Genomic DNA, 25,271 nt, shown 5'->3' on the forward strand with positions numbered 1-25,271 from the left:
CGGATGTTTCAAATTCACCGTTAATTTGCGCGGTTTTTCAAGGTGCGCGGGTTGACCTGTTCGTTTAGATTTGGAATAGAATGCAATGATTTTGCGATTTTCTCCCAAGAGACGACTTTGAAATTCTGGTTTGCCAATTGGCCGTTTTCGATATTTTCACCATCCTGGGCAACAAAGATTCCATACGGATATTTCTCGCCCAGCCCGAAACCGAGGACATCGATTCCATCTGTATCGCTTGTCCCGTCGATTTGTTGGCCGCCTCCGATCGAAAATGCGCCGAGATATTCATGATTTCCCCGCCGGTCGTAAATGGCATACCTGTTATCGCCCTGGCTTGATGCAAGCAAATATCCTTTGCCGTCTGCTCCATAATAAATGGTCAGTCCTTCAATATCGGCGGTCAGATGTTTGCCGCCTGCACGGTCGATGATCTTTCCATCTTGACCGCCATTCGGCTCGGCGCTGAACTCCCAAAGCGCAACATCCTCCTCTGCGATGTACAATGCGCCATATTCATCGTCTGCCACAACTCCTTCCGTCTGGGAGCCTATTTGAAACGCACGGACTTTTTTGCCTTCAACTTGTCCTTTGCCGTTATCGAATAGCTCGTATTGTTCAAATTCGCCGTCCTTTCCCGTTACCATCGCATAGAACTTACCCGTTTTTTGGCTGTGGTATAAGCTGAATCCATAGACTTCGTTAATGGACGTTTTGATTGGTTTGTCCGGATTGACGATGTTTTTTAATTCGCCCTTGTCTCCGTTAAAAGCGTATATTTCTATTGTGTTTTTTCCGGCTGACCTGTTGGAAGCGCCGGCAATATCGACTTTTTTGCCTCCGAGTGGAAAATCGTAGCGAAGGTCGACATTGTTTAATTTTCCAAATGAATAGGAAGAGAGTTGTTTTCCATCCAGATTGTAAACTATTAAGCCGGATTTTTTGTTTGTAGTAATCAATTTGCTTTGTTCCGGGTGTTTTGGATGAACCCAGATGGCCGGATCATCTGCCGCGTCATCAGCGGTTTTCACCGGTTCCGTCTCCATATCGGCAGTCACTGTAAAATCGTTTATGGCAGCTGCCCTTGCATGCGGCGCTCCGCTCCATGAAGGAACGAAAATTGCTGCTGCAAGAGCTGAGGCTGTGATCGTTTTGTAAAGGTTTTGTTTCATGTTCTATCCCCTCCTTTATGATGACATTCATGTTAGCAAATTTATGTAAGATTAAGTTTAAGAAAGTGTGAATTTTTGATCAAAATTCTAAAATAAACCAATATGATCATGCATATTGAACTAATGTCACATGATCGTCTGTGCTATTTGAATCGCTTGCCGCGGCTGCTGTGTATCAGAATTCCCGGCCTTTTTACAGGCAGATCCTGATTCATCGGGGAAAGCTTCGGAATAGGAAACCCTGCGATCGATTTTTTGATAGGCCGCTTCGGAGTTCTTATGCTGAGGGTGTCTTATACAGGTATATGTCAAGGGGGAACATGAAAAAAGAAAAGCAGACTGCCTTAGAGACAGCCTGCCGTTTTTTTGTTAATTAACGCCTTTCATAAATTTTTGAATTTTAGGAGAAAGCATAAACAGAATCAATCCTAATAAGATTGATATACCTCCGATGACGCCGAAGTAGGCGATTTCGGTATCTGCGCTGTAGTACTTGACGATCTGCGCGTTAATGGCCTGCGCAGAAGCGTTTGATAGAAACCACAGGCTCATGGTCTGCGCGGAGAAAGCGGCCGGAGCAAGCTTTGACGTTGCAGATAAACCGACTGGAGAGAGGCACAATTCCCCAAGCACGACAATCAGGAAGCTGAGTACGAGCCACATTGGATTTGCCAGTGACTCAGTGCCGTTGATATAGGCAGGGAAAATCATCACGATGAATGACAAGCCGGCCAATATCAAACCGAGTGAAAATTTCGTCGGTGTTGACGGCTGGCGTTTTCCGAGACGCATCCACAGCCACGCAAAGACCGGTGCGAGCACGACGATAAACAGTGGATTCAAAGATTGAAACCATGATGATTGCAATTGCAGTCCCATAAATTCTAAATGAGTCCGTTTGTCCGCATATGTCGCTAAAATATTGGAACCCTGCTCCTGGATCGCCCAGAACATCATCGATGCGACAAACAGCGGGATATAGGCGATAAGCCGTGATTTTTCATCGCTTGTCGTTTTCGAGCTGTAAAACATCACGATGAAATAAAGCAAAGGAATCAAAATGCCGAGAATGCTGACAAGCATCGTAAACACGCTGATTGTCAAAATGCCTTTTGAGATCAAATAAGCGCCGATGATTGCAATAACAAGAACACCGAGGCCGATGCGGCCGAACACTTTTTTCCGCTCAGATGGTGCCAGCGGGTTTGGAACGGTCTTTCCCGCAGGTCCGAGATTTTTCTTTCTCGTCAGCAAATAGGTGACAAGTCCGAGGAACATACCGATGGCGGCAAGGCTGAACCCGAGATGGTAATTATAAGTTTGGCCGACTGTGCCGACAATAAGAGGCGCCAGAAATCCACCCAAGTTAATTCCCATGTAGAAAATACTGAAGCCGGAATCGCGGCGTGTATCTTCAGAGCTGTACAGGTCGCCGACAACGCTTGAAACGTTTGGTTTCAGAAGGCCTGTCCCAATAATGATCAAAAACATGCTGGCGAAGAAAGCGGGTACGCTGCCTGGGAAAGCGAGCAGAATGTGGCCGAACATAATGAGCACACCGCCGTAAAATACGGTATTTGCCGTTCCCAGCAGCCTGTCCGCAATCCAGCCGCCGATGATTCCCGACATGTAGACGAGGGAGCCGTATACGGCCATGATGCTGTTGGCCGTGGCCTCATCAAAGCCGAGGCCGCCTTTATTAATTTCAGTATACAAATAGTAGATAAGGATCGCTTTCATTCCATAATATGAGAAGCGCTCCCAAAATTCAGTAAAAAATAGAGTGAAGAGTCCGCGGGGATGTCCAAAAAACCCCTTTTGCGGAATGTTTTGAATACTTTCATTTTGATGATTAGACATTCGCAATACTCCTTCTTTTTCTGAGCTTATTATAAAAATCATATTCTTATATAATGATCCTGTCAATAGATCGCAAATTGATTTGATGATCGAATAGGACATTAGGCTCTTTTTGTAAAAGCGCTTTACATGCGGTGAAAAAAAGATTTTGGAAATCCGGTTTGATATAAAGATTTTTTGATAAAATTTTATCTATTTTGTACAAGCGAATGTTACTAGATTGCCATATTAATAAGAAGAGTGGATTTTCCTAAAAGGAGGATGGATGTACATGCCAGATCGGCAACTTGAAGACATGACCATGATCATTGCCGATGTGACGAAATTCGGCGCCGTCGGCGACGGCAAAACGGATAGCACGAAAGCAATCAATGAATGTCTGGACTGGACAAAATCTATGGGGCTGCATACAGTATGGATACCGAATGGAGTCTATTTGATCGACGGGACGTTGAACGGCGATCCCGGATTCCCGTTTCGAAACGGGGGAATCAATGTTCCAAGCAACATTTCAATCCTGATGGATGCCGAAACTGTAATAAAAATCAAACCGAACAGCTCATGGGGGTACTCTGCTTTTTATATAGGAGGTGAATCAAACGTCAAAATAACCGGAGGCGCCATTATAGGCGACAGGGATGAACATACCTATACGGCATCACCGAGGCCGACGCATGAGTGGGGCTTCGGCATCTGTGTCGAAGGAGCGTCAAACGTGCTGATCGAAAATGTGAGAATCGCAGATTTTACCGGCGACGGCATCATCATCAGCGCCGGCGGCCAAGGCTACAAATCTTCAGAGCGTGTAACGGTAAGAAATTGTGAAATCAGCCGTTCCCGCAGAAACAACATCTCGATGACAGGCTGTGACGGCGTTTTGATTGAAGGTTGCAGCATTGTGGATGCAGGAACCGGGAATGGAACGTCCCCGCGGTTTGGAATCGATATTGAAGGGTACAGCGAAGGAGCTGTCATCTACGAAAAGCCCGTCAATATTATCATTCGCAACAATACCTTTAAAGGCAATGTAAACAGCGCGGTTACAAATTTCAACGGAGCCTCTGTACGTATTGAAGGAAATCAAACAGACGGCACCATTTCCTACGGATATGGAACCGGGACGATCATTTCCGGTAATATAATCGAAAACAATCCCGAAGTTTCGGGGCAGAATACGGGCATTTCCGGCCAAGGGGCAAACACCTCGGGATCGACCCGCGAAGCGGTGATTAAAGGAAACCTGATCAGCGGCTTTTCGACAGGAATTGATATCCGCGGGGAAAACGTTTTTGTCTCAGGCAACAAAATCATCAATTTTGAAAATGCGGGCATCTCCGTTTATCAAGCAACAAACGTCTTCATCGAAGGAAATGATATTAAAAATGGCGTACCGGAAAAAAAGATGAGCATCGGCCTCAGCATGACCCAATCAGTCAATATCACCTTTTCCAATAACAACATCGCCAATGTGATCCTTGCGGTGAGAAGCGAAGCGGACGACGCGCATATAAAACAAAACGTCATCACCCGGTTCTCGAGAGGAATATGGATATCACAAGGCAGTGCAGTCATCGATGGAAACTTTATTTCCCCGGCATCTTTTCAGATTGTCCCCGAATCCTATTCAATATCTGTCACAAATCAAGCCTCCGCTGTCATACAGAATAACAGCATCAGCGGTTTTACCAATTTCCCGATTTATTGTTCAACTGAAAAGCAAACGAAACTGATCAGGAATACGATTGAAGATTCCCCGCTTGTCGTCACGATTTATATCACCAATGGGACTCATGAAATCGTCGGCAATACGATTACTCTTATGAGGGCGTCTAGACCGGCCGTCATTCTCTACCTTACCCAATCATCAGGCACAGCCATTATGAACAATACCATCCGCAGCCGTTCGGCAGACGGCATTACAGCCATTCAAACGAATACCTCAAGACAATCCATGATCCTCGGAAACACGATTGCGAAAGGGACGATCCAGAGTCATCAGACAGATGTCGTAAGCGGCAATGTCATTGTATGAAAAACAAGGCTCCCATGATAGAGGGAGCCGTTTTTATGTTCTTTTTTTCTTTTTCCTCTTCAGATCCCCCAAGGCTTCCGCAAATACAATCGATATATATAACAGGATCATCAGCCATTCTCCTATTTCCAATATGTTGAATGACAGATTGTTGATTACCGCTTCATACAATGACATCCCTTGAAAAAAATCAAGCATGACAGACATGCCCATCAAGCAGATGAACAGCAAAACCCCGATTCCGATTACTTTCACAAAAAACCACTCTCCGTTCCCCGTTATTTTTTCTGTTTTCACACAGCGCTATGCGCGGGACAAGTATAAATGTTCAGTTGTAAGGAAAAATACGAAAAAACGAGAAAAAGGGGGGATTCTGACAGCTATGCCATTCTTTTTTAAAGGCAACCAGAAAGCGAAAAAAAATCAGGAATCTCTTAAGACAGATGATAGCAGCCCGGAAAACGACCATGTCACAGGCAACATCCGTCAGTCCCTTTCTGAAAATCTGAATATTATAAAGAAAAAACGGGGAACAGTTCTGATATCGTGGTCCGCCAGCTGAAAACAGGTCTCGGTGGGCAAGTCGAAACAGCCATTGTGTATGTCGCCGGAATCGCCGATGAAAAAGCCATTCATGAATTCCTGATTGAATCGATTTTGAATTCCAAGGAGCTGAAAAAAAAGGAAGACAGCCGGGACATTCTTGATTCGATTGCCGCAGATGCAGTGGCGCTGGGCGGTGTCCATCAGAAAGAACGGCTTGCTTCAGTTTTCGATTCTTTAATGGCCGGAGATACGGTTATTTTAGCGGACGGAGCGCAGTTTGCTGTAGTTGCCAGCACAAAAGGCGGCGAGAAGCGCTCCATCAAGGAACCAGAAAACCAGCAGGCGTTTCGCGGGTCAAGGGAAGGTTTTATAGAATCACTTGATACCAATCTTTCGTTAGTGAGAAGAATCGTCAAAAATCCAAATCTGTGGGTCGAAAAGATGACGATGGGCAGCGTGACAAAAACCGATGTCGCGCTCATGTACATCAACGGAATCTGCAATGAAAAAACGGTGAAGGAAGTCAAAAAAAGGCTGGCGGGGGCATCGAAATCGACAGCATACTGGAATCGGGTTATATTGAACAGCTGATCGAAGATGTCCCGTTTACGACCTTTCCGACCATTTACCATACGGAGAGGCCTGACATGGTCGCGGGAAACCTGCTTGAGGGGAGAATTGCCATTTTTGTTGACGGGACGCCGTTTGTTTTGCTCGTTCCCGCCGTATTTATTCAGTTTTTTCAATCTGTTGAAGACTACTATTCCCGATTTGATATTGCGACGTTTATCCGCTTTTTGCGGGTGTTGATATTCTTTATTTCATTAATCGCCCCCGCCGTTTATGTGGGAGCAACGACGTTTCACCAGGAAATGATTCCGACGGAGCTGCTCATTGTCATTGCCGCCCAGCGTGAAATCGTTCCTTTTCCGGCCGTTGTGGAGGCTTTAATGATGGAAGTCTCCTTTGAAATACTGCGGGAAGCGGGCATCCGCCTTCCGAAGGCGATCGGCTCGGCCGTTTCGATCGTTGGAGCCATCGTAATCGGACAGGCTGCGGTGCAGGCCGGGATCGTCTCGCCGGCGATGGTTATCATCGTGGCGATTACGGCGATTTCAAGCTTTGCGACGCCGGCCTTTGCGATGGCCATTTCCGCCCGGATCGTCCGCTTTTTCTTTATCATCGCTGCGGCGACGACCGGATTCTACGGCATCATCCTTGGACTGATCATCATGTTTGTCCATTTAAGCAGCATGCGTTCCTTCGGTGTTCCATATATGACGCCTTTTGCTCCATTCATTCCGAAAAACTGGGGCGATACGATTTTCCGTTCGCCTTGGTGGACGCATGAAAAAAGGCCGGAGCTGCTTGGCAATGACAATAAGCTTCGCCAAGGCCATGATCAAAAACCGCAGCCTCCAGAACCGGGCGATATGAAGACTGACCAACAAAAGGGTGATGGAAATGAACCGCAGCATTAAAGTGTTGATCATGCTTGCCGCCGTTATCCTTCTTCAAGGATGCTGGGATAAAAAAGAACTGACGGACCTGTTGCTTATTTCTGCCATTGGCATCGATAAAGGTGAAAAAACCAAATATGAATTGAGTTTTCAGATCGTCAACCCCATCAACGTGACGGGGGGCCTCCAAGGGGGGCAGGGAGGAGACCGCCCGCCCGTGACCAACTATTCGATTGCCGGGAACAATCTGACAGAGATGAGCCGCCATGCTTCAGCCAAAATTTCACGGCAAATATATTACTCGCATACAAACCTTGTTGTCGTTGACGAAGAACTGGCCAAGGATGAAGGGCTTATTCAAATCTTGGATGTGCTTGACCGGGATACGGATTTCCGCTCGTCTGCGACGATCATCATCTCCCGCGGACATAAAGCAAAAACTTTCATCAAAACGCTTACGCCGGTTGATAAGGTTCCATCAAACAAAGTGAACAAAACACTGCAATTTACCGAACAGCAGCTGGGGGAGCATTTGAAAACAAGCGTTCAAGATGTGATCAAATGCTTAACATCCCAGTCCAGGCATCCGATCATCACATCTTTTCGGGTGAAAGGGGATTTAAAAAAGGCGGACAAAATGGAGAATGTTCAGTCAACCGCTCCGGCGGCGACGGTGGAAGCGGACGGCCTCGCCGTTTTCAAGGAAGGGAAGCTTGTCAATTGGCTTGAAGGAGAGACGGCGAGAGGCGTTTTATGGCTGCGGAATAAAGTGAACAGAAGCTACATCACCCTTGAATGGGGCCAGCAGAAACAATCGGTCACATACGATGTGATAAGGCAAAAAACGAATGTTTCTGCGAAACTGAAACATAACCGGCCGGCCATCTCCGTCCATGTGGAAATGGAGGGGGATATCGGCGAAACGACCATACCGATCCATCTTGATGATCCGCAAGTGCTCAATAAAATTGAAAAATCGGCTGGACAGGAATTAAAAAAGGAACTGCAGCATTCGATCAGCGTCGCCAAGCAAAACAAAACCGATGTCCTTCAATTCGGCGATATCATTTACCGCTCTTATCCCGGACTATGGGGAAAAATGAAACATCAATGGAGCAATCGATATTTCCCTGATCTCGATGTGGACATCACAGTGGATGCCTATGTCCGCAGAACCGGTTTAAGAAACAATCCAAACAATTTGGACCACGGGGAAGGACGATCTTAACGGGAAGGTAAAGGAGGATATACAAATGGAGAAGGCAAAAATCAGCAACAAGCAGCTGTTCGTTTTGATCATCCTGTTTGAACTAAGCAGTTCCCTGCTGATTTTCCCTGGACAGTCTGCCGAACAGGACGCCTGGCTGGCGATTTTGTTCGTGACCGCCGGCGGTCTTGTTCTATTTTCGATGCATCATTTTTTTTATCAGGTCGATCCACAATCATCGCCTTATGAAACGATGATGAAGGTGCTGGGGAAGCCGCTCGGCTGGGGGTTGTCTTTTCTCTACATTATTTATTACGCATATGTTGCGGCAAGGATTTTGCGTGATTTCGGCGAAATGCTGTTAACATCGGCTTATCCGAATACACCGATTATTTTTGCCAATGGATTGTTAATCGCAGTTTGCATTTTTACTGTACGCAAAGGGATTGAAGTGTTGGCGAGATCCGGTGAGCTGCTGTTTGGCATCATGCTGGTATTGGCCGCGACAGGCTTTATACTGATTATCTGTTCAGGCTTGATCCATCTGAACGAATTAAGGCCTGTCCTGGGAAACGGTATCGGACCGGTAATGGATGCCGTGTTTACGCAAACCTTGTATTTTCCGTTTGGGGAAATCATCGTCTTCACTTTAATCCTCCCCTATCTCAATGAGCCGAAAAAAGTGAAAAAAACCGGCTTGTGGGCGATTGGCATCAGCGGCATCATTTTGGCGCTGAATGTAGCCATTAACATCAGCGTGCTGGGCGTTGATCTCAATATGCGCTCGCGCTTTCCTTTGCTCAGTACGATCCAGACGATTCAAGTGGCTGAGTTTTTGGACAGGCTTGATGTATTTTTCATGCTCGTCCTGGTGATAGGCGGATTCTTTAAGATGAGTGTTTTCATGTATGCTGTTACAGAAGGGGTCTCTGTTTTATTCAAAATGACAAAGCCGTCAAAGGTCGTCCATGTGATCGGCATTGTCATTTTGATTTTATCGGTCTCTATCGCCAGCAACATTTCCGAACATGTAAAAGAAGGGATCGAATTCGTCCCTGTGTACGTGCATTTGCCCATGCAGATTATTCTGCCTGCTTTGATTTGCCTTGCAGCGCTTTGGAAAAAACGCAAAAATAAAAAAAGCGAAAAGTATTGACCCCGACCTTAGGGCAGCCTTTAACATGACAAACGAGGTGATTTCATATGCTCTATTCGGTAAAACAGACGGCGGAAATGGCAAACGTCACGATCAAAACGCTGTACCATTATCACAAAATCGGTCTTTTGTATCCATGCACGGTGACGGAAGCCGGCTATCGCCTGTATGGAATGGAAGAACTGGAGCGGCTTCAGGAGATTTTGTTTTACCGGGAGCTGGAATTTCCTCTAAAGGACATTAAACAAATGCTTGATGGCGATGCTGATCGACTGGCGGTTTTGAACGAGCAAAAAAAGCTTTTTCTTGCGAGGCAGAAAAGAATGAACGAGCTCATTCAAACGCTTGATGAATCGATCAGGCACGCCGAGAAAGGAGAAGCTATGGATCAGTCAGAAATGTTTAAAGGTTTTTCCAGCGGGAAAGAGTGGGAGGAAGCGCTGCAGGAGCAGAACCAATATTTGCAGAAGACATATGATTATAATTTGCTCGAGGAAAGGCCGATTGAAGCGGAAGAGATGAATGACAAGGCCATGGAAGCGAGCCGTTTTATGAATGGGATGGCAGATGCGCTCAGATCGGGGCTGAAGCACGATCATGAACAAGTGCAGGACTCCATTAAACAGCATATCGGCTTTTTGGGAATAACGGCCGCTGATTTTCAGATGCAGGCGCGTTTTTTTATCGAAGACGATTTTCATCGCAGCGTCCTTGAGCATCAGCAAACAGGGCTTTCCTATTATATGCTGGCGGCGGCTGAAGCATTTGCCGGGTGAGAAATATCAAAAAGCGGCGGCGTTCCGAATGGACGCCGCCGTTATTTGTGTCTGTTATCCCGCTGGTTTTCTATGCTTGATCGTAAAGCCGCCTCTCGAGAGTCTGATGTTGACATCTGAAACCTTGGCGATTTGTTCGTCGTGGGTGACCATGATCACGCATTTGTTTTCTTGATGGGCCAGGTTTTGAAACAGCTTAACGATATCTTTTGACGTGTCTTCATCCAGGTTTCCCGTCGGCTCGTCGGCGACAATCAGATCGGCATTGCAGCAGAATGCGCGGATGATGGAAACCCGCTGCTGCTGCCCGCCGCTCAGCGTCAGCACTTTTTGCCGCGCCTTCTCTTCACTGATGCCGACTTTTTCAAGCATGTCCAATGCGTATTGATCTTTGTTTTTGATGTTAGATCCCGTAATCTCCATCGCTGATGTGATGTTTTGCAGCGCTGTCATATAAGGCAGGAGATTATATGATTGAAACACGATTGATACATATTGGTTGCGGTAATGGGTCAACCCGATTTTGGAAATGTTCCGGCCTTTATAGAGGATGTCGCCTTCTTTCGGAACATCCAGCCCCCCGGCAAGGGACAAAAAGGTGGTTTTGCCGGAACCGGACGTTCCGACAATCGTGTAAAACTTCCCTTGCTTGAATTCGATATTGGCATCTTCAAACAGGGTCTGATCCTGATTTTTATACCAATAGCAAACATCCTTAAACTCTAAAATAGTAGTCATGATGTTCCCCTTCCTTCTATTCTTGTTTCGTTAAAATCGTTTTCGGATGGAACCGCAAAACGGATATCGATGGCAGCAATGTCGCGAATACGGCGATGAGAAGGCCGATGCCGCCAAGGGCCATTAAGTCCCCGAATGACACTTGAATGTTAAGCTGGTCAATAGCTTCGACTTGGGCTGAGCTTTGTCCAAAGAATCCGCCGTCCGGCATACCTCCGCCTATCATACCGCTTGCGGACTGGCTGTTTGACGTTTGCTCAAGCTGCTGTGATAAGAGCTGATTTCCGATTTGATTTGCAATAAAGCTTCCGGTTAATGCTGAAATGCCGACGGCCAGGACCGCGATCATCAAGATTTCGGTCAAAAATTGCCCGATCAGCTTCCAGCGTTTTTCACCAATGGCCATCAAGACGCCCATCTCATATTTTCTTTCCCTAATCGACATCATCACGATCAGTCCGAGTATCACCGCGCCGGCAATTGTAACGAGATAGACGACATTTTTGGAGAAAGAGGCTACGTTTTCGATGGGACCGACCATCTGCTGGTACAATTGATCGTTTGCGTCCAATGTGAATGTGTCCAAATCGATGCCTGTTTTTTTTGCGGCCGCAATGAAAGTGTCAATGTTTGAAGCATCGTCCATGTTGTAAACGGCTTCGTCGATCGCGTTTTTATAGTCGTCGCCTTTTAAGGCGGAAGCGGCCGTATAAGGTGTGTAAATCTTGTTATACGGATTGAGAAAAGCGAAATTTTGCGCATGGTTATCTCCTGAAGACGTCGTTTTGTAAATGCCGACAATTTTCAAGTTGATTGTTGTGTCTTCATTTGTGCTTGCTTTGAGTTTGATCGTGTCGCCGACCTTCAAATCATTTTCCTCAGCAAGGGTTTTTTCAATGACGGCGACTTTTTTATTCACATCATCCTCCGTCAAAGCGCGCCCTTTCGTGATGTTTGACGTGCCGTCAGAAAAATCATCCACAAGGGATGTGCTTGTCACACCTTCGATTGATACATCCGCCTGGATCATCTGGCGTCCGCCTTGTTCATTGCCGCCAGGTCCGACAGACTGCCGGCTGCTGTTTGAATCCGATGTATCAGAAGATGAATCCTCGTCACCGCTTTCGATCGGATCGAAGTTACCGGCTAAAGCAGACGTTGAAGAGATGAAATTATAGCTTTTGACATAGTCAAGCTTCGCGATTTTTTCAGCTGACTTGATGGAAACGGGAGTTGATTCAAAGCGCTGCCGCTCTCCAGATTTTTGCTGTTGTTTCATCATGTTTTCCCTGTCGGCTTTAAGCGTGACGCTGCCTCCCAGCTGTTCTCTCGCCAATTCGCTCGATTTCGTGGCGGCTGACTGGATCGTAAGTCCTGTAAGAACCAAAACGCAAATCATCGTAAAGACAAATAATTGTAAAAGTGTTTTTTCTTTCTTCGATTTCATGCTCCAAAAGGCGCGTTTGAAAAAATTCATAACATGTGATTCCCCCATATCTATATGATTGTTATTGCTGTCAAATTGGAGCAGCAGGACTTTTGCCTTACTGTCTGCCTCCATATTAGCGGCTACTTATGAAAAAATTATGACCAAACTGTTGCCGGTCTTTTAAATATCCGCCAAAGAATTGAGAATTGATAACGCCATGTGTAAAATGAATCTAACGTTTGTCTAGCGGAGGCGCAGTTGCGATGAAAATATTAATGATTGAAGATAATCTGAGCGTATGTACAATGACTGAAATGTTTTTTGCGAAAGAAGGCTTTGAGACCGAATTTGTCCATGACGGCCTTGAAGGATATAACCGTTTTAGGGAGGAAAAGTGGGATCTGCTGATCATCGATTTGATGCTGCCGTCCATGGACGGCGTCACGATCTGCAAAAAGGTCAGGGAAGAAAGCATGGTTCCGATTATTATGCTGACGGCAAAGGATACGGAATCCGATCAGGTGCTCGGCTTTGAACTCGGCGCCGACGATTATGTGACGAAGCCGTTCAGCCCGCTCGCGCTTGTGGCCCGGATCAAAGCGGTCAGCAGAAGGTATCAGGGCACAGAGCAGCAGGGTGGCGCCGACGACCGGGACATTCTCGAAACCGAATGCTTTATAATCAATAAAAAAACAAGAGAGGTATTCTTAAACGGCGTTCCAATCAAGAACCTGACGCCTAAAGAATTTGATTTGCTGTACTATATGGTGCAAAGTCCGAAACAGGTGTTTTCAAGGGAGCAGCTTCTTGAGCAAGTGTGGGGATATCAATTTTACGGAGATGAGCGGACCGTCGATGTTCATATTAAACGGCTGAGAAAAAAACTGGGCAGCGAGTCGCGGCCTTTTCTTTATACCGTTTGGGGAGTAGGGTACAAGTTTGATGAAGATTAAGTATCTGTATCAGCTGCTGGCCAGCCACATCAGCATTTTAGTTCTGGCTTTTCTCATTTCAGGTGCGGTGTTTTCCCACTTTGTCAAAGATTTCGCGTACCAGAACAAAGTCAGCGAACTGACGTCCTACGGATACCGCATCATGGGGGAAATGGAGCAGCGGCCTCCTGGAGATCAGCCGATCATGAAGCCGTTTGCGGAAATTTTAAAAAGCAGGCAGATCAGTTTCTTTCTTTTTAATGAAAAAAAAGAAGCCTTGATGACACCGGATCACTTGCGTCCGCGAAAATTGCTGCTGAAGGATGAAGAGTGGAAAGAGCTGAAAGAAGGCAAGCCCATTGTCATCAAAACAGATCTTCAGCGCTTTAACCAGGAAGTATCGGTCGTAGCGCTCCCCAACTTCGTCAACAATGAGTTCAAGGGAGGAATCATGCTCACCGCTCCGATCAGCGGGACGGAGGAAATGATCAGCCAAATGAACCAGTTTATGCTCTATACGGCGGCAGGCGTCATCATGCTCGCCTTCCTATTGAGCTGGCTGACGTCAAAATTTCATGTCGGCCGCATCCAAAAGCTTCGCGACGCCACGAAAAAGGTAGCCGCGGGCGACTATAACATCCATATCGAAAACCGCAACATGGATGAAATCGGCGATCTCGGCGCAGATTTTAATGTCATGGCGCAGAAACTAAAAAGTTCAAGCGAAGAAATCGATCGGCTTGAGAAGCGGAGGCGCCAGTTCATCACTGATGTCTCCCATGAATTAAAGACGCCTTTGACGACGATCAGCGGTTTGGTGGAAGGACTGAACAGCCAGACCATCCCGGAAAATCAGCAGGAAAAATGCCTCAAGCTGATTACGGAAGAAACGAAACGGCTCATCCGCCTTGTCAATGAAAATCTCGATTATGAAAAAATCCGCTCCAACCAGATTTCGCTGAATAAGCTGCATTATCCGCTGATCGAGGTCTTTGAAATTATTAAAGAACAGCTTGCGATTCAAGCGGAGGAAAAAAACAATCAACTGATTCTCGATGTAGACGAGCAAGTGATGGTGAATGCCGACTATGACAGACTGATTCAAATTCTCGTCAACATCACGAAAAACAGCATTCAATTCACTAGTGACGGAACGGTTTGGCTGAGAGGATGGGAAGACTACAAAGAAACGGTGATTGAAATAGAGGATACCGGAATCGGCATCGATGAAAAGGATATTGAAAGCATTTGGGACCGTTTTTACAAAGCGGACCTGTCGCGGACGAACACGCCTTATGGAGAATACGGGCTCGGTCTGTCGATCGTCAGACAGCTCGTTGCCCTTCACCAAGGAACAGTGGAGCTTTCGAGCGAGAAAAACAAAGGAACGAAGTTTGTCATTCGTCTGCCGTTGACATCAAGGGATGATGATTAGAAAAAAAGCCGCCCGGCGATATACGGGCGGCTTTTCTTATTTACGCTTTGATTTTGAATTTCTCGATTAATTGCTGCAATTCTTCAGCGTTTTGCGCGAGAATTTGCGAAGAAGATGCGATTTCCTCCATTGAAGCAAGCTGCTCCTGCGTCGCCGCGCTTACCGTCTGCGTGCTTTCAGCCGCTGATTCGGCCACTGCTTTTACATCGGAAATGGATGTTTCGATTTCGTTTGTGCCGGCTGTAAGACTCTTGACTAAAGCTGTGACATCATTGATTTGCGCGACCGCTTCTTTGATCGAATCTTCGATTTTGCCGAAGGCGCCGCCGGCTTCGTTGACGACGACAAGACCTTCCTTGACTTCGCTGGTCGCCGACATGACCGTATTCATCGTTTGTTTTGTATCATGTTGAATGATGGTAATCAATTTGGTGATCTGTTCTGCGGAATGTGCCGACTGTTCGGCAAGCTTTCTGACTTCATCCGCCACGACGGCAAACCCTTTTCCTTGTTCACCTGCTCTTGCCGCTTCTATTGCCGCGTTTAACGCCAGCAGATTCGTTTGTTCGGCGATGCTCGTAATCACTTCTGTAATATTGCCGATTTCGTTAGAACGCTCTGACAAATGTCTGAACGCTTCTGATAAAGAAACAACCGTTTCATTGATGGATTTCATCTGCGTGCTGACTTTTTCAATCGCTTTCGTTCCTTCGATCGACATTTGAGCCGATTCACCGGCGGTTGAAGCCGCTTGTTCGGCGTTTGAAGAAATCCTTCCGGCAAACTCCGTCATCCCTTTGATGACCGTTCTGCTGCTTTCGACGCTTTCAGCCTGCTGTTCAGAACCTGATGCAAGCTCCTGAATGGTCGTGGAAATGTATTCACTGGCTTTCGTGCTTTCCTCGGCGCTTGCACTTAGCTGCTGAGAGGAAGCGGCAACCTGATGGGAAGTCTCGCCGACTGTTTCAATAATCGAACGCACGCCGGAGACCATATTGTTAAAAGATGTTGTCAATTGTCCCAATTCATCCTTTGATTGATAGGTTCCTTCAACCGTAAAATCGCCTTTCTCAGTCTTGGCAAACAAACTTTGAATCTCCCGAATCGGTCTTACAATCAATCTTGTCATCAGAAGACCGGCGGAGATAGATAAAATCAGGGATGCGGCTATCATAATGATCAGCAGGGTGATCGTTGAGCCTGCATCTTTGGAATCTTGCTGATAGATGGTTTTGGCGTTCTCTGAATTTAATGCCTGGATCTCCTCGAACAGCTGATTGACGGCGGTTCTTTGCGGTTCCACATCTTTTTGGTAAACGGCATATGCTTCTTTGTTTTTATTTTCTAGCGCCAATTGAAGCATGTTCTTGCTGGCATTTTGCAGGTCTGTATATTTTGTTTTAAACGTTTCATATTTTTCTTTTATGTTTTCCGCTAAATTCAGCTTGTCAATCTGTTCCATCGCGGCAATGTTTTCTTCGCTTTTTTCCTGAACGTTTTTTTGCAGTTTTTCATTGATGCTGTTGTCCTTCGTTACCATCAGTTCGAAGTTATTCGTATCAATTTCAAGGCTGTTCACCCTTAATTTTGAAAACAATTGGTTCGGAATTAATTGGCCTTCATAAATCTTCTCCGACCCCTTTGAAACCCTGCTGAGGTCAGTAATGCCCTGAATTCCGACAATTGCCAGGGCAAGTGCAGAAATCACGATAATGATAAATAGTTTACTTCTGATTTTTATATTTTTAAGAAGCTTCATATTATGTCTCCCATCCATTTGTTTATCTTATATATCGGATTTTTGCAGATTAATTTGAAATAAAATTTGAAAGAGTTTTTTGGAGGAGGGGAGATTTTCTGACAACAAAAAAACCCCATAAAAAAAGGGGTTTTTAGACGAGCACTTTTGCGAAAAATTCCTGGTATAAAGCGCGGACCGCTTGTTTTTCCTGAGCTTCTTTGACGCCGAACATCATGCTGACTTCAGAGGAGCCCTGATTGATCATTTCAATGTTTACATGTGCATCAGACAGAGCCTTTGCCGCTCTGGCCGTCGTTCCGACATTGTGGCGCATCGCTTCACCGACAACCATGATCAAGGCAATGTTGTGCTCTACCGCGACTTCATCAGCATCCAGTTCTTCTTTGATCCGCTGGATGATCCGTTTTTCAATCGCTTCATCCATCTGATCCTGTCTCAAAATAATCGTCATATCGTCAATGCCTGAAGGGATATGTTCGTATGTCAGTCCGTCATCTTCAAGAATCTGAAGAACGCGGCGCCCAAATCCGACTTCACGGTTCATCAAGTATTTGCCGATATATATGCTGCAAAATCCGCTGTCACTGGCGATGCCGACGACAGGGCCGTTGGTGTTGTCGCGCTTTGTAACGACTCTTGTCCCTTCTGCGGCCGGATTGTTCGTATTTTTAATCTGCACCGGTATGTTCGCGCGATAAGCGGGTATTAGTGCCTCATCATGAAAGACGGAAAAGCCCGCATAGGACAGCTCGCGCATTTCCCTGTACGTCAGTTCCCGGATTTCTTTCGGGTTTGACACGATCGAAGGGTTGACCGAATAGACGGCATCCACGTCGGTGAAGTTTTCATACAGCTCTGCTTTTAGGCCATTCGCCAAAATCGAGCCCGTAATATCTGAGCCGCTCCGGGAAAAGGTAATCACTTCGCCCTCTTTGTTAAAGCCGAAGAATCCGGGGAATACAATAATGCCCTGCCGCTGTCTGAGCCGGAACAGATGATCATAGGATTCGGGCAGCACTTGGGCGTTGCCGGGCTCACTCGTCACAAATAGGCCAGCATCTTTCGGATTGACATAGTGGGCGTCAGCCCCCCGATGCCGGAAATAAGCCGCGACCAGCTTGGCATTGTTGTCTTCACCGCTTGCTTTGACCGCATCGATGAAGCGTTCCGGGTTTTGTTGATCACTTTGAAGCAGACGAAGCAAATCTGCGCGGATCTGGTCGATCACATCATGGCCCAGTCCAACCTCCCGGGCGATATCGGCATAGCGTCCAATAATCGTTTCAACGAGCTCGCGGGCTTCTCCCGTTGCTGCATACTGCTCGGCGCAAGCGATGAGCAGATCGGTTACTTTTATGTCTTGTGGGTGACGTTTTCCCGGCGCTGATACGACGACAGCTCTCCGTTCGGGATCTGCTGTGACAATTTGAAACACTTTTTCAAGCTGCGCACCTGTTGCGAGCGAACTGCCGCCAAATTTAACGACTTTCATTTCTGACATCTCCTAAAGTTTAAATTTTCGCAATAAATTTAATTTTTATTATTACGCTTTTTAGAAGAAGAATCAAGGGTTTTCTTTATGTAGGAAACAAATGTGCTTTTAGGGAGGACGGAACTCGGTTTTCATATTGACTATGTTAGAAAAAGTGATAATATGATGGATGGATCCTATTGATAATGATAATCATTAACGATTGATGCAGGATGTGTTTTTGTCGCGGGGGGAGGCGATTGCGTCATGAAATTACGATACTTACTGCTTCTGCTCATCATTCTTTCTTTCAGTTCCATTTTCATCGGCGTCAAACAGCTGTCGCCTCTGGATCTATTCAGGTTCAATGAGGATGCCGTAAAAACGCTGTACATAAGCCGGTTTCCGCGCATGATCAGCATCGTGCTCGCGGGCATGAGCCTCAGCATCTGCGGACTGATCATGCAGCAGCTGACGCGCAATAAATTCGTTTCGCCGACGACGGCCGGAACGATGGACTGGGCCAGGCTCGGCATTATCATCTCGATTTTGCTTTTTTCTTCGGCGGGTATTTTTGTGAAAATGCTGTTTGCCTTTGCTTTTTCACTGTTTGGCAGCTTTCTGTTCATTAAGATTTTGGACAGGATCAGGTTTAAGGACGCCGTGTTTATTCCGCTTGTCGGATTGATGCTTGGCGGCGTCGTCAGCGCCATATCTACGTTCATGGCTTATCAGTATGACCTCATTCAAAATGTCAATGCGTGGTTTGAGGGGGATTTTTCACTGATCATGAAAGGGAGGTATGAGCTTTTATACGTGAGCATCCCGCTCGTTATTATCGCCTATCTGTTTGCCAATAAGTTTACGGTGGCCGGAATGGGTGAGAGCTTCTCCGTCAATTTGGGGCTCAATTACAAGCGGGTGATCAACACCGGCCTGATCATTGTATCGGTCATCTCATCGGTCGTAATTTTGACGGTCGGCACGCTTCCTTTTCTAGGGCTGATCATTCCAAACATTGTCTCGATTTATCGCGGGGACCATTTGAAAAACAGCCTGCCTCACACGGCGGTTCTCGGCGCCGTCTTTGTCCTGCTGTGTGATATATTGGGCCGGATCATCATTTATCCGTATGAAATTTCGGTCGGGCTGATGGTCGGCATCATCGGAAGCGGCATTTTTCTTTACTTGCTTTTAAGGAGAAAAGCCTATGCATAAACAGAAAATGTATGTGCTCATCGCAGCGGCGGCCGTCTGTATCTGCTTGTTTTTGTTTTACGGATTGCCGTCTGTCTGGGAATACGCGCTGCCGCGAAGAGCGGCCAAGGTTTTGGCCATCATCCTCGTCGGGACGGCGATCGGCTATTCATCGATGATCTTTCAAACGATAACAAACAACAGAATTTTAACGCCGGGCATTCTCGGGCTTGATTCGCTTTATGTTCTCCTGCAAACCGCGGTTATTTTCTTTTTTGGCGCTGCACAGTTGAACGAACTCGGAAAAAACGGGAATTTCCTGTTGTCGACGGGTTTGATGATCTCCTTTTCATTCGTGCTGTTTGCTTTGATGTTCCGCCGCGGCGGACGGCATATTTTTTTGCTGCTTCTGGTGGGGATCGTCTTTGGCACACTGTTCAGAAGCCTGTCTTCATTTATGCAGATGCTGATCGATCCGAATGAATTTCAGGTTGTGCAGAATAAGATGTTTGCCAGCTTCAATAATGTCAATACGGATATATTAATGCTCGCTTCCGTCGTCATTACCGGTGTTCTGATGTATGCATGGCGGTTCCGCCGCTATTTTGACGTGCTTTCACTTGGAAGAGACCAGGCCGTCAATCTTGGCATCGATTATGACCGAACAGTGAAGAAGATGCTGATCATTGTAGCGGTGCTTGTTTCTGTATCAACTGCGCTCGTCGGACCGATAACCTTTTTGGGGCTGCTCGTTGTCAATGTCGCCCGTGAATTTTTCAAGACATACAAGCACAGCATATTGATTCCCGGAGCTGTTCTTTTCAGCATCATCGCGCTTGTCGGAGGGCAGTTCATCGTTGAAAAGCTGTTCGGCCTAACCTCGACCTTGGTAGTGATCATTGATTTTATCGGCGGGATTTACTTTATCTACCTGCTGCTGAAGGAGCGTAAATGATGATAGAAGTCATAGATGTGAATAAAAAATATGGAGACCAGGCCGTTGTGGACCATGCGACGGTATCGATACAAAAAGGGACGATCACATCCTTTATCGGGCCGAACGGAGCCGGAAAAAGCACACTGCTTTCCATGATCAGCAGGCTGATCACGATGGACTCGGGAAAGGTTTTGATCGACGGAAAGGGTATCAGCGCATATAAAAGCAATGATTTGGCCAAAAAAATCAGCATTTTGAAGCAGTCCAACCAGATCAATATCAGGCTGACCGTCAGAGAGCTCGTCAGCTTCGGAAGGTTCCCGTATTCACAGGGGAGGCTGACGAAGGAAGATTGGACATACGTCGACAAGGCGATCGATTATATGAAACTGAAAGACATTGAACACAAACATTTGGACGAATTGAGCGGAGGCCAGTGCCAGCGGGCGTTTATCGCGATGGTCATCGCCCAGGACACCGATTATATTTTGCTTGATGAACCATTAAATAATCTTGATATGAAGCATTCGGTTGAAATTATGAAGCTTCTGAAGGAACTCGTCGTTCTGCACGGCAAAACGATTGCCATCGTGATTCATGATATTAACTTCGCCTCTGTCTATTCCGACCGGATTGTCGCCCTGAAAAACGGGCAGATCGTCAAAGAAGGGCCGGCAGAGGATATCATTCAAACACCGGTGCTGAAAGAAATCTATGACATGGACATCCCGATTCAGCAAATCGGTGATCAAAAAATATGTATCTATTTTTCATAAAAAAGGATGAGGTGATTACATTGAAAAAACTATCATTATGTTTCATGGCCATTATTGCAGTTTTCGTGATAGCCGCTTGCGGAAGCAAAGATGCACAATCTGATGCGAAAAAGAAAGAAACGGTTGCGATTCAGCATAGCAGCGGTTCAACAGATGTTCCAAAAAACCCGAAGAAAATCGTCGTCTTCAATTTCGGAGTGCTCGACACGCTTGATCAATTGGGGCTCGGCGACCGCGTTGTCGGCCTGCCGAAGCAAAATATCCCGTCTTACCTTAAACAATATAAGGATAAAAAATATGAAAGCGTCGGCGGCCTGAAAGAACCTGATTTTGAGAAAATCGCGGAGCTTGCTCCCGATCTGATCATCATTGAAGGCAGACAGGCAGAACAATACGATGAGTTCAAGAGGATCGCTCCGACGATTAACATTGAGCTTGATGATCAAAACTACATGAAAAGCTTTAAAGAAAATACTGAAAGCATCGGAAAAATCTTCGGAAAAGAAGACGCTGTAAAAGATGCCCTCGCCAAAATTGATGCTCAAGTAGAAAAAACCAATAAATTGGCAAAAGAAAAAGGCGGAAAAGGACTGGTCGTCCTGACAAATGATAAACATATCAGCGCCTATGGAAAAGGATCAAGATTCGGCTTGGTTCACGACGTACTCGGTGTCGCACCAGCCGATCAAAATATTAAAGCTTCACTTCACGGCCAAAGCGTCTCATCTGAGTATATCTCAGAAAAAAATCCGGATTACCTGTTCGTCATTGACAGAAGCGCCGCCATCGGCGAAAAAGGATCAGCAAAAGAAGTCATCGAAAACGAAATTGTGAAATCGACAAATGCCTATAAAAAAGGACACATCATATACCTTGACCCGGGCTACTGGTATTTATCCGGCGGCGGGCTCGAGTCCGTGTCTGAAATGGTGAAAGAAATCGAAAACGGTTTGAAATAAAAAAAGAGGCTGCCATATCGGCAGTCTTTTTTTTTATGGAAAGAAAAAACACCAGTTCAATGTTGAACTGGCGTCAAAGGCTAACGAGCCGGCTGTCCTGCTTTCTGCACCTTGCGTTTCAGCGTAAAGGAGAGGATGAAGCCGGCCAGCGCCATAAGAGCGGCGACGATAAAGGCAGTGTTCATGCCGTGAATGACCGCATTTAACGGATTGGTTGTACTTGCGTTTTTAGCTGAGCTGCTCATTACGGAGATCAATACAGCCGTACCGATTGATCCGCCGATTTGGCGCATTGTGTTGTTCATCGCAGTTCCGTGTGCGATAAGATGCTGAGGCAATGAATTGATGCCGGCCGTCGTCAGCGGCATCATGATCATGGAAACTCCAATCATGCGCACCGTATAAATGATGACAATGAACGGTATGGATGTATCGTCCGCAAGATCCGTAAACGGGATCGACGTCAGCAGCAAGATGGCAAAGCCGATAATAGCCAGCCCTTTTCCACCGATCTTGTCAAAAATTCTGCCGATGATCGGAGACATAATGCCCATTGCGATAGCACCAGGCAGCAGCATCAATCCCGAATCAAAAGCGGAAATGTCTCTGACGTTCTGCGTGTACAGCGGCAAAATCGTTTCCGTTCCGATCATTAAAGCAAATACGATCATTCCCAGCAATGTGGTGATGCTAAACGTCCATGATTGAAAGACGCGGAATTCGAGGATCGGTCTTTTAATTTTCAATTGCCTCATGATAAAGAAGAGCAAAGAAACGGCGCCGACTGCAAAAGAAATCAGGACAGTCTGATTTCCCCAGCCATCTGACCCTGCGCTGCTGAACCCGTAAAGAAGTCCGCCGAAGCCTAAGCTTGACAGGATGATCGACAGGATATCAAGAGATGTTTCTCTTAATGTCGTTACGTTTTTCATCAGCATGATGACGAGCACGAGGTCGATGAGGGAGATCGGCAGAATAATGTAGAATAAGTATCTCCATGTAAAGCTGTCAACGATCCAGCCTGACAAAGTCGGACCAATGGCAGGCGCGAAGGCGATGACCAGCCCGACCATTCCCATCGCGGCTCCCCGTCTTTCAACCGGGAAAATCGTTAAAAAGATCGTTTGCATCAGCGGCATCATAATTCCTGCGCCTGCGGCCTGAATAATGCGCGCCGCCAATAGAACCGGGAAATTGGGCGCAAACGCGCCGACGATCGTTCCGGCCGTAAAGATTCCCATTGCGGTAATAACAAGGGCGCGGCTTGAGAATTTCTCAATTAAAAAAGCGGTAATCGGAATGAGAATGCCGTTCGTCAGCATAAATGCCGTCGTCAGCCATTGCCCCTTTGTTGCATCGATGTTCAAATCTGACATGATATGAGGCAGTGCGGTGACCAAAAGCGTCTGATTCAAAATGGCAATAAACGCTCCGGCCATAAGTAAACCTACGATGATCTTCCTGTTGTATGTGTGTTGTTCTGATTCTATACTCATGTGCATCCCTCTTATTCTTTCATACATATTGTTTTGATTTGTGAAATGGAATTCTGCAATATCTCGATTTGGTTCAAGTAATCAAGGAGGGCCTGAATCAAAAACATGCGCGGCTCCTTGGCTGACAATTCCCCGTTCAGCAGTTCGGCGGCAGACAGAAGTTCTTTGACATCATACTCATCTTTTGAGAGCGCGCCGATCATGTCCTTCAGCTTTTGCAAATGGCCGGCGAGAAGCTCCTCTTTTTTAGGCATCCGGCATGAAGCCGCATTTCTATAGAAAGCAATAATATCTTCATTCAATGAGGTATTCGGATCACCGGCTTTTTTTTGCTCTACGACAAGATCGATTACCGTCATGATGAAATGTGGGATCGTCTCAATATCCGCCTGTGTCTTTTCAACGGCGACAAGGAAAAGAAACTCTCTCATTAAACCGTGAAAAATAATGACGAGGTCCCATATGAACGGCTCCACCTCTTCTCCATACGCTTGAAGGATGGAATCCCTGTGCCAGCAGATGATCATCGATTTCGTCTGTTTGAGATGCTTTCTTAATACCGCGGTATGCGGAGATCCATCATTAGTGATCATGTTGATAAATTGGCGGTTTTCCCTGAATTCCGTAATCTCCAAGGCGATTTTTTTGGCGAATTTCTCTTTTGGGGTAAGCGAGGATTCCGCGTTCAGCAGTGCGCTTCTTTTCAGCATTTCCTGCTGCTTAAATTTAATTAATGCCAGTAAAAGATCTTCTTTAGACTGAAACAATTTATAAATCGAAGCTTTTGACACTTTGCATTCTTCGGCGATTGCCTGCATGGAAACGTTCAAATAGCCTTTTTCAGCGAACAGTTTTTTGGCAGCTTTTAAAATATCGGCTTTTTTATCCCTCATCCGTGCTCCTTCTTTCACAATGATAAAACTCATGAGTCACAAAAAAACTCATGAGTTTTCATAAACGATATATTAGCAGAAGCACTCCTGCTCAGTCAATGATTTTGATTTATTTTTTTGCCGGACTCATCCATTCCGCAGTTTCATGATAGGAGAGCACACCGTCAGTCATGTGCTGAAAGGTTCCGCGGGTGATGATCTCTTCACTGATTGTGTTCAGCAAGGTCAGACAGGCTCTGAAAGGCGCAGATCCACAGCTGATTCTTTCAACTCCCGTGTCAGAAAGCTGCTTGACTGAAGGGGTGTCTGAACCCGCCAGGACATTGAGCGGGCCGGAAATGCCTTTCCTCAGCCTGACAATGGTCTCAATATCATCAACTCCGGGGATGAATATGCAGTCTGCACCCGCTTCTCTGTAAATGTTCGCCCGTTTGACGGCTGATTGAAAGCGGAAAGCGGGATCGCCGATTCCAAGCCAATACACATCAGTGCGCGCATTGATGAAAAGGGGGAGGTCCAGTTGCCTGACGGCGGCAATTGCGTCAGCTTGCAGTGAAGCATCTCTTAAAGGCTGGCCGGGACTGCCAGTACCATCCTCAATATTGATGCCGACAACACCTGTTGAAACGACTTTTCTGACGTTTTCGCTGATTTCTTCCGGAGATGTGCCGTAGCCTGCTTCAATGTCTGCGCTTACGGGTATATCGACCGAATCAACAATGGTTTTGAGGGCTACAAGCAATGTTTCAAATGGAAGGTTTTCTCCGTCCGCATAGCCTAACGACATGGCGATTCCGGCGCTGGTTGTTCCAATGGCTTTATATCCTGTTCTTTGAAACACCCGGGCGCTTGCCGCATCCCACGCATTTGGCAGAAGAAAAGGGGCTGATTGATGATGGAGCTCTTGAAATGTCTTGAATGCCGCAAATTGCTTCATGTATTCCACTCCTTTTTTAAATCAGTATAGAAGCTGTATCTTTCGATGCTCATCGAAATGTGGAATACAAAGCATGAAAAAAGGCTATCGACTGCCGATA

20 protein-coding genes and 2 pseudogenes are annotated in these 25,271 nt (G+C 46.2%); 11 read left to right on the forward strand and 11 right to left on the reverse strand.

The window, feature by feature from the left end; genetic code table 11:
* Positions 1-20 precede the first annotated feature (20 nt).
* Both R5H20_RS02560 and R5H20_RS02565 read right to left on the reverse strand, forming a co-directional pair.
* Positions 21-1,172 (reverse strand): phytase, encoded by a 1,152-nt coding sequence (locus R5H20_RS02560; protein ID WP_006638671.1) that lies wholly within the window; start codon positions 1,170-1,172, stop codon positions 21-23.
* A gap of 369 nt (positions 1,173-1,541) precedes the next feature.
* Positions 1,542-3,032, reverse strand: coding sequence for a peptide MFS transporter (locus tag R5H20_RS02565; protein ID WP_006638672.1), 1,491 nt, complete (start codon positions 3,030-3,032; stop codon positions 1,542-1,544).
* A gap of 295 nt (positions 3,033-3,327) precedes the next feature.
* On the opposite strand from R5H20_RS02565, the gene R5H20_RS02570 reads away from it, so the two are divergent.
* Positions 3,328-5,064, forward strand: coding sequence for a right-handed parallel beta-helix repeat-containing protein (locus tag R5H20_RS02570; protein WP_029418935.1), 1,737 nt, complete (start codon positions 3,328-3,330; stop codon positions 5,062-5,064).
* A gap of 33 nt (positions 5,065-5,097) precedes the next feature.
* On the opposite strand, the gene R5H20_RS02575 is transcribed toward R5H20_RS02570, so the two are convergent.
* A complete protein-coding gene (locus R5H20_RS02575; protein ID WP_006638674.1) occupies positions 5,098-5,319 on the reverse strand; it encodes a YczF family membrane protein in 222 nt (73 codons plus the stop codon).
* A 127-nt stretch (positions 5,320-5,446) separates the two neighbouring features.
* Between R5H20_RS02575 and R5H20_RS02580 the strand changes: the two are divergent.
* The 4 genes and pseudogenes from R5H20_RS02580 (at position 5,447) to R5H20_RS02595 (ending at position 10,209) form a co-directional block, all read left to right on the forward strand.
* Positions 5,447-7,091, forward strand: a pseudogene (locus R5H20_RS02580) (spore germination protein).
* Positions 7,075-8,298: a Ger(x)C family spore germination protein gene (locus tag R5H20_RS02585; RefSeq protein WP_006638675.1), complete on the forward strand. Its 1,224-nt coding sequence runs from the start codon at positions 7,075-7,077 to the stop codon at positions 8,296-8,298. The pseudogene R5H20_RS02580 and the gene R5H20_RS02585 overlap by 17 nt, the downstream one beginning before the upstream one ends.
* A 25-nt stretch (positions 8,299-8,323) precedes the next feature.
* On the forward strand, positions 8,324-9,433 hold the full coding sequence (locus R5H20_RS02590; RefSeq protein WP_224254454.1) for a GerAB/ArcD/ProY family transporter: 1,110 nt from the start codon (positions 8,324-8,326) through the stop codon (positions 9,431-9,433).
* A gap of 47 nt (positions 9,434-9,480) precedes the next feature.
* Positions 9,481-10,209 carry a MerR family transcriptional regulator gene (locus tag R5H20_RS02595; protein ID WP_006638677.1) on the forward strand — a complete coding sequence of 243 codons (729 nt, stop codon included), beginning with the start codon at positions 9,481-9,483 and terminating at the stop codon, positions 10,207-10,209.
* A 54-nt stretch (positions 10,210-10,263) separates the two neighbouring features.
* On the opposite strand, the gene R5H20_RS02600 is transcribed toward R5H20_RS02595, so the two are convergent.
* Both R5H20_RS02600 and R5H20_RS02605 read right to left on the reverse strand, forming a co-directional pair.
* A complete protein-coding gene (locus R5H20_RS02600) occupies positions 10,264-10,947 on the reverse strand; it encodes an ABC transporter ATP-binding protein (protein ID WP_006638678.1) in 684 nt (227 codons plus the stop codon).
* Positions 10,948-10,963: 16 nt separating this feature from the next.
* Entirely contained in the window at positions 10,964-12,424 is a 1,461-nt protein-coding gene (locus tag R5H20_RS02605) for an ABC transporter permease (protein WP_006638679.1), read from the reverse strand.
* A gap of 215 nt (positions 12,425-12,639) precedes the next feature.
* Between R5H20_RS02605 and R5H20_RS02610 the strand changes: the two genes are divergently transcribed.
* Together R5H20_RS02610 and R5H20_RS02615 are read left to right on the forward strand one after the other, a co-directional pair.
* Complete coding sequence (locus R5H20_RS02610; protein ID WP_006638680.1) at positions 12,640-13,329, forward strand: response regulator transcription factor; 690 nt, start codon at positions 12,640-12,642, stop codon at positions 13,327-13,329.
* Positions 13,319-14,743, forward strand: coding sequence for a sensor histidine kinase (locus R5H20_RS02615; RefSeq protein WP_006638681.1), 1,425 nt, complete (start codon positions 13,319-13,321; stop codon positions 14,741-14,743). Before R5H20_RS02610 ends, R5H20_RS02615 begins: the two co-directional genes overlap by 11 nt.
* A 40-nt stretch (positions 14,744-14,783) precedes the next feature.
* On the opposite strand, the gene R5H20_RS23495 is transcribed toward R5H20_RS02615, so the two are convergent.
* The 3 genes and pseudogenes from R5H20_RS23495 to R5H20_RS02625 all read right to left on the reverse strand — a co-directional run bounded on the left by R5H20_RS23495 (position 14,784) and on the right by R5H20_RS02625 (position 17,997).
* On the reverse strand, positions 14,784-15,737 hold the full coding sequence (locus tag R5H20_RS23495; RefSeq protein WP_373870239.1) for a methyl-accepting chemotaxis protein: 954 nt from the start codon (positions 15,735-15,737) through the stop codon (positions 14,784-14,786).
* Positions 15,738-15,785: 48 nt separating this feature from the next.
* A pseudogene (locus R5H20_RS23500) lies at positions 15,786-16,520 on the reverse strand (MCP four helix bundle domain-containing protein); the annotation flags it as partial.
* A gap of 115 nt (positions 16,521-16,635) precedes the next feature.
* Positions 16,636-17,997, reverse strand: coding sequence for an aspartate kinase (locus R5H20_RS02625; protein ID WP_006638683.1), 1,362 nt, complete (start codon positions 17,995-17,997; stop codon positions 16,636-16,638).
* Between the two features lie 246 nt (positions 17,998-18,243).
* Between R5H20_RS02625 and R5H20_RS02630 the strand changes: the two genes are divergently transcribed.
* The 4 genes from R5H20_RS02630 to R5H20_RS02645 are packed head-to-tail and all read left to right on the forward strand — an operon-like array spanning position 18,244 to position 21,845.
* A complete protein-coding gene (locus tag R5H20_RS02630) occupies positions 18,244-19,194 on the forward strand; it encodes an ABC transporter permease (protein WP_006638684.1) in 951 nt (316 codons plus the stop codon).
* Positions 19,187-20,128: an iron chelate uptake ABC transporter family permease subunit gene (locus R5H20_RS02635; protein ID WP_006638685.1), complete on the forward strand. Its 942-nt coding sequence runs from the start codon at positions 19,187-19,189 to the stop codon at positions 20,126-20,128. The genes R5H20_RS02630 and R5H20_RS02635 overlap by 8 nt, the downstream gene beginning before the upstream one ends.
* A complete protein-coding gene (locus tag R5H20_RS02640; RefSeq protein ID WP_006638686.1) occupies positions 20,128-20,886 on the forward strand; it encodes an iron ABC transporter ATP-binding protein in 759 nt (252 codons plus the stop codon). Before R5H20_RS02635 ends, R5H20_RS02640 begins: the two co-directional genes overlap by 1 nt.
* 20 nt (positions 20,887-20,906) lie before the next feature.
* Entirely contained in the window at positions 20,907-21,845 is a 939-nt protein-coding gene (locus R5H20_RS02645) for a siderophore ABC transporter substrate-binding protein (protein ID WP_029418940.1), read from the forward strand.
* 80 nt (positions 21,846-21,925) lie between these two features.
* Here R5H20_RS02645 and R5H20_RS02650 read toward each other — a convergent pair whose 3' ends face one another.
* The 3 genes from R5H20_RS02650 to R5H20_RS02660 form a co-directional block, all read right to left on the reverse strand.
* Positions 21,926-23,341 (reverse strand): MDR family MFS transporter, encoded by a 1,416-nt coding sequence (locus tag R5H20_RS02650; RefSeq protein WP_006638688.1) that lies wholly within the window; start codon positions 23,339-23,341, stop codon positions 21,926-21,928.
* An 11-nt stretch (positions 23,342-23,352) separates the two neighbouring features.
* Positions 23,353-24,234 carry a TetR/AcrR family transcriptional regulator gene (locus R5H20_RS02655; RefSeq protein ID WP_006638689.1) on the reverse strand — a complete coding sequence of 294 codons (882 nt, stop codon included), beginning with the start codon at positions 24,232-24,234 and terminating at the stop codon, positions 23,353-23,355.
* A 109-nt stretch (positions 24,235-24,343) separates the two neighbouring features.
* Positions 24,344-25,171: an isocitrate lyase/PEP mutase family protein gene (locus tag R5H20_RS02660; RefSeq protein WP_006638690.1), complete on the reverse strand. Its 828-nt coding sequence runs from the start codon at positions 25,169-25,171 to the stop codon at positions 24,344-24,346.
* Between the last annotated feature and the right edge of the window lie 100 nt (positions 25,172-25,271).

Source organism: Bacillus sp. KICET-3 (assembly GCF_033261025.1).
GTDB classification, from domain to species: Bacteria; Bacillota; Bacilli; order Bacillales; family Bacillaceae; genus Bacillus; species Bacillus sonorensis.

What these genes read in the sequence shown, in the direction of transcription:
- R5H20_RS02635 (WP_006638685.1), top strand. Translation starts at nt 19,187, where the DNA reads ATGCATAAACAGAAAATGTATGTGCTCATCGCAGCGGCGGCCGTCTGT.
- R5H20_RS02595 (WP_006638677.1), top strand. Translation starts at nt 9,481, where the DNA reads ATGCTCTATTCGGTAAAACAGACGGCGGAAATGGCAAACGTCACGATC.
- R5H20_RS02605 (WP_006638679.1), bottom strand. Translation starts at nt 12,424, where the DNA reads ATGAATTTTTTCAAACGCGCCTTTTGGAGCATGAAATCGAAGAAAGAA.
- R5H20_RS02655 (WP_006638689.1), bottom strand. Translation starts at nt 24,234, where the DNA reads ATGAGGGATAAAAAAGCCGATATTTTAAAAGCTGCCAAAAAACTGTTC.
- R5H20_RS02560 (WP_006638671.1), bottom strand. Translation starts at nt 1,172, where the DNA reads ATGAAACAAAACCTTTACAAAACGATCACAGCCTCAGCTCTTGCAGCA.
- R5H20_RS02660 (WP_006638690.1), bottom strand. Translation starts at nt 25,171, where the DNA reads ATGAAGCAATTTGCGGCATTCAAGACATTTCAAGAGCTCCATCATCAA.
- R5H20_RS02590 (WP_224254454.1), top strand. Translation starts at nt 8,324, where the DNA reads ATGGAGAAGGCAAAAATCAGCAACAAGCAGCTGTTCGTTTTGATCATC.
- R5H20_RS02615 (WP_006638681.1), top strand. Translation starts at nt 13,319, where the DNA reads ATGAAGATTAAGTATCTGTATCAGCTGCTGGCCAGCCACATCAGCATT.
- R5H20_RS02625 (WP_006638683.1), bottom strand. Translation starts at nt 17,997, where the DNA reads ATGAAAGTCGTTAAATTTGGCGGCAGTTCGCTCGCAACAGGTGCGCAG.
- R5H20_RS02600 (WP_006638678.1), bottom strand. Translation starts at nt 10,947, where the DNA reads ATGACTACTATTTTAGAGTTTAAGGATGTTTGCTATTGGTATAAAAAT.
- R5H20_RS23495 (WP_373870239.1), bottom strand. Translation starts at nt 15,737, where the DNA reads ATGGTCTCCGGCGTGCGTTCGATTATTGAAACAGTCGGCGAGACTTCC.
- R5H20_RS02610 (WP_006638680.1), top strand. Translation starts at nt 12,640, where the DNA reads ATGAAAATATTAATGATTGAAGATAATCTGAGCGTATGTACAATGACT.
- R5H20_RS02650 (WP_006638688.1), bottom strand. Translation starts at nt 23,341, where the DNA reads ATGAGTATAGAATCAGAACAACACACATACAACAGGAAGATCATCGTA.
- R5H20_RS02640 (WP_006638686.1), top strand. Translation starts at nt 20,128, where the DNA reads ATGATAGAAGTCATAGATGTGAATAAAAAATATGGAGACCAGGCCGTT.
- R5H20_RS02570 (WP_029418935.1), top strand. Translation starts at nt 3,328, where the DNA reads ATGACCATGATCATTGCCGATGTGACGAAATTCGGCGCCGTCGGCGAC.
- R5H20_RS02565 (WP_006638672.1), bottom strand. Translation starts at nt 3,032, where the DNA reads ATGTCTAATCATCAAAATGAAAGTATTCAAAACATTCCGCAAAAGGGG.
- R5H20_RS02630 (WP_006638684.1), top strand. Translation starts at nt 18,244, where the DNA reads ATGAAATTACGATACTTACTGCTTCTGCTCATCATTCTTTCTTTCAGT.
- R5H20_RS02585 (WP_006638675.1), top strand. Translation starts at nt 7,075, where the DNA reads ATGAACCGCAGCATTAAAGTGTTGATCATGCTTGCCGCCGTTATCCTT.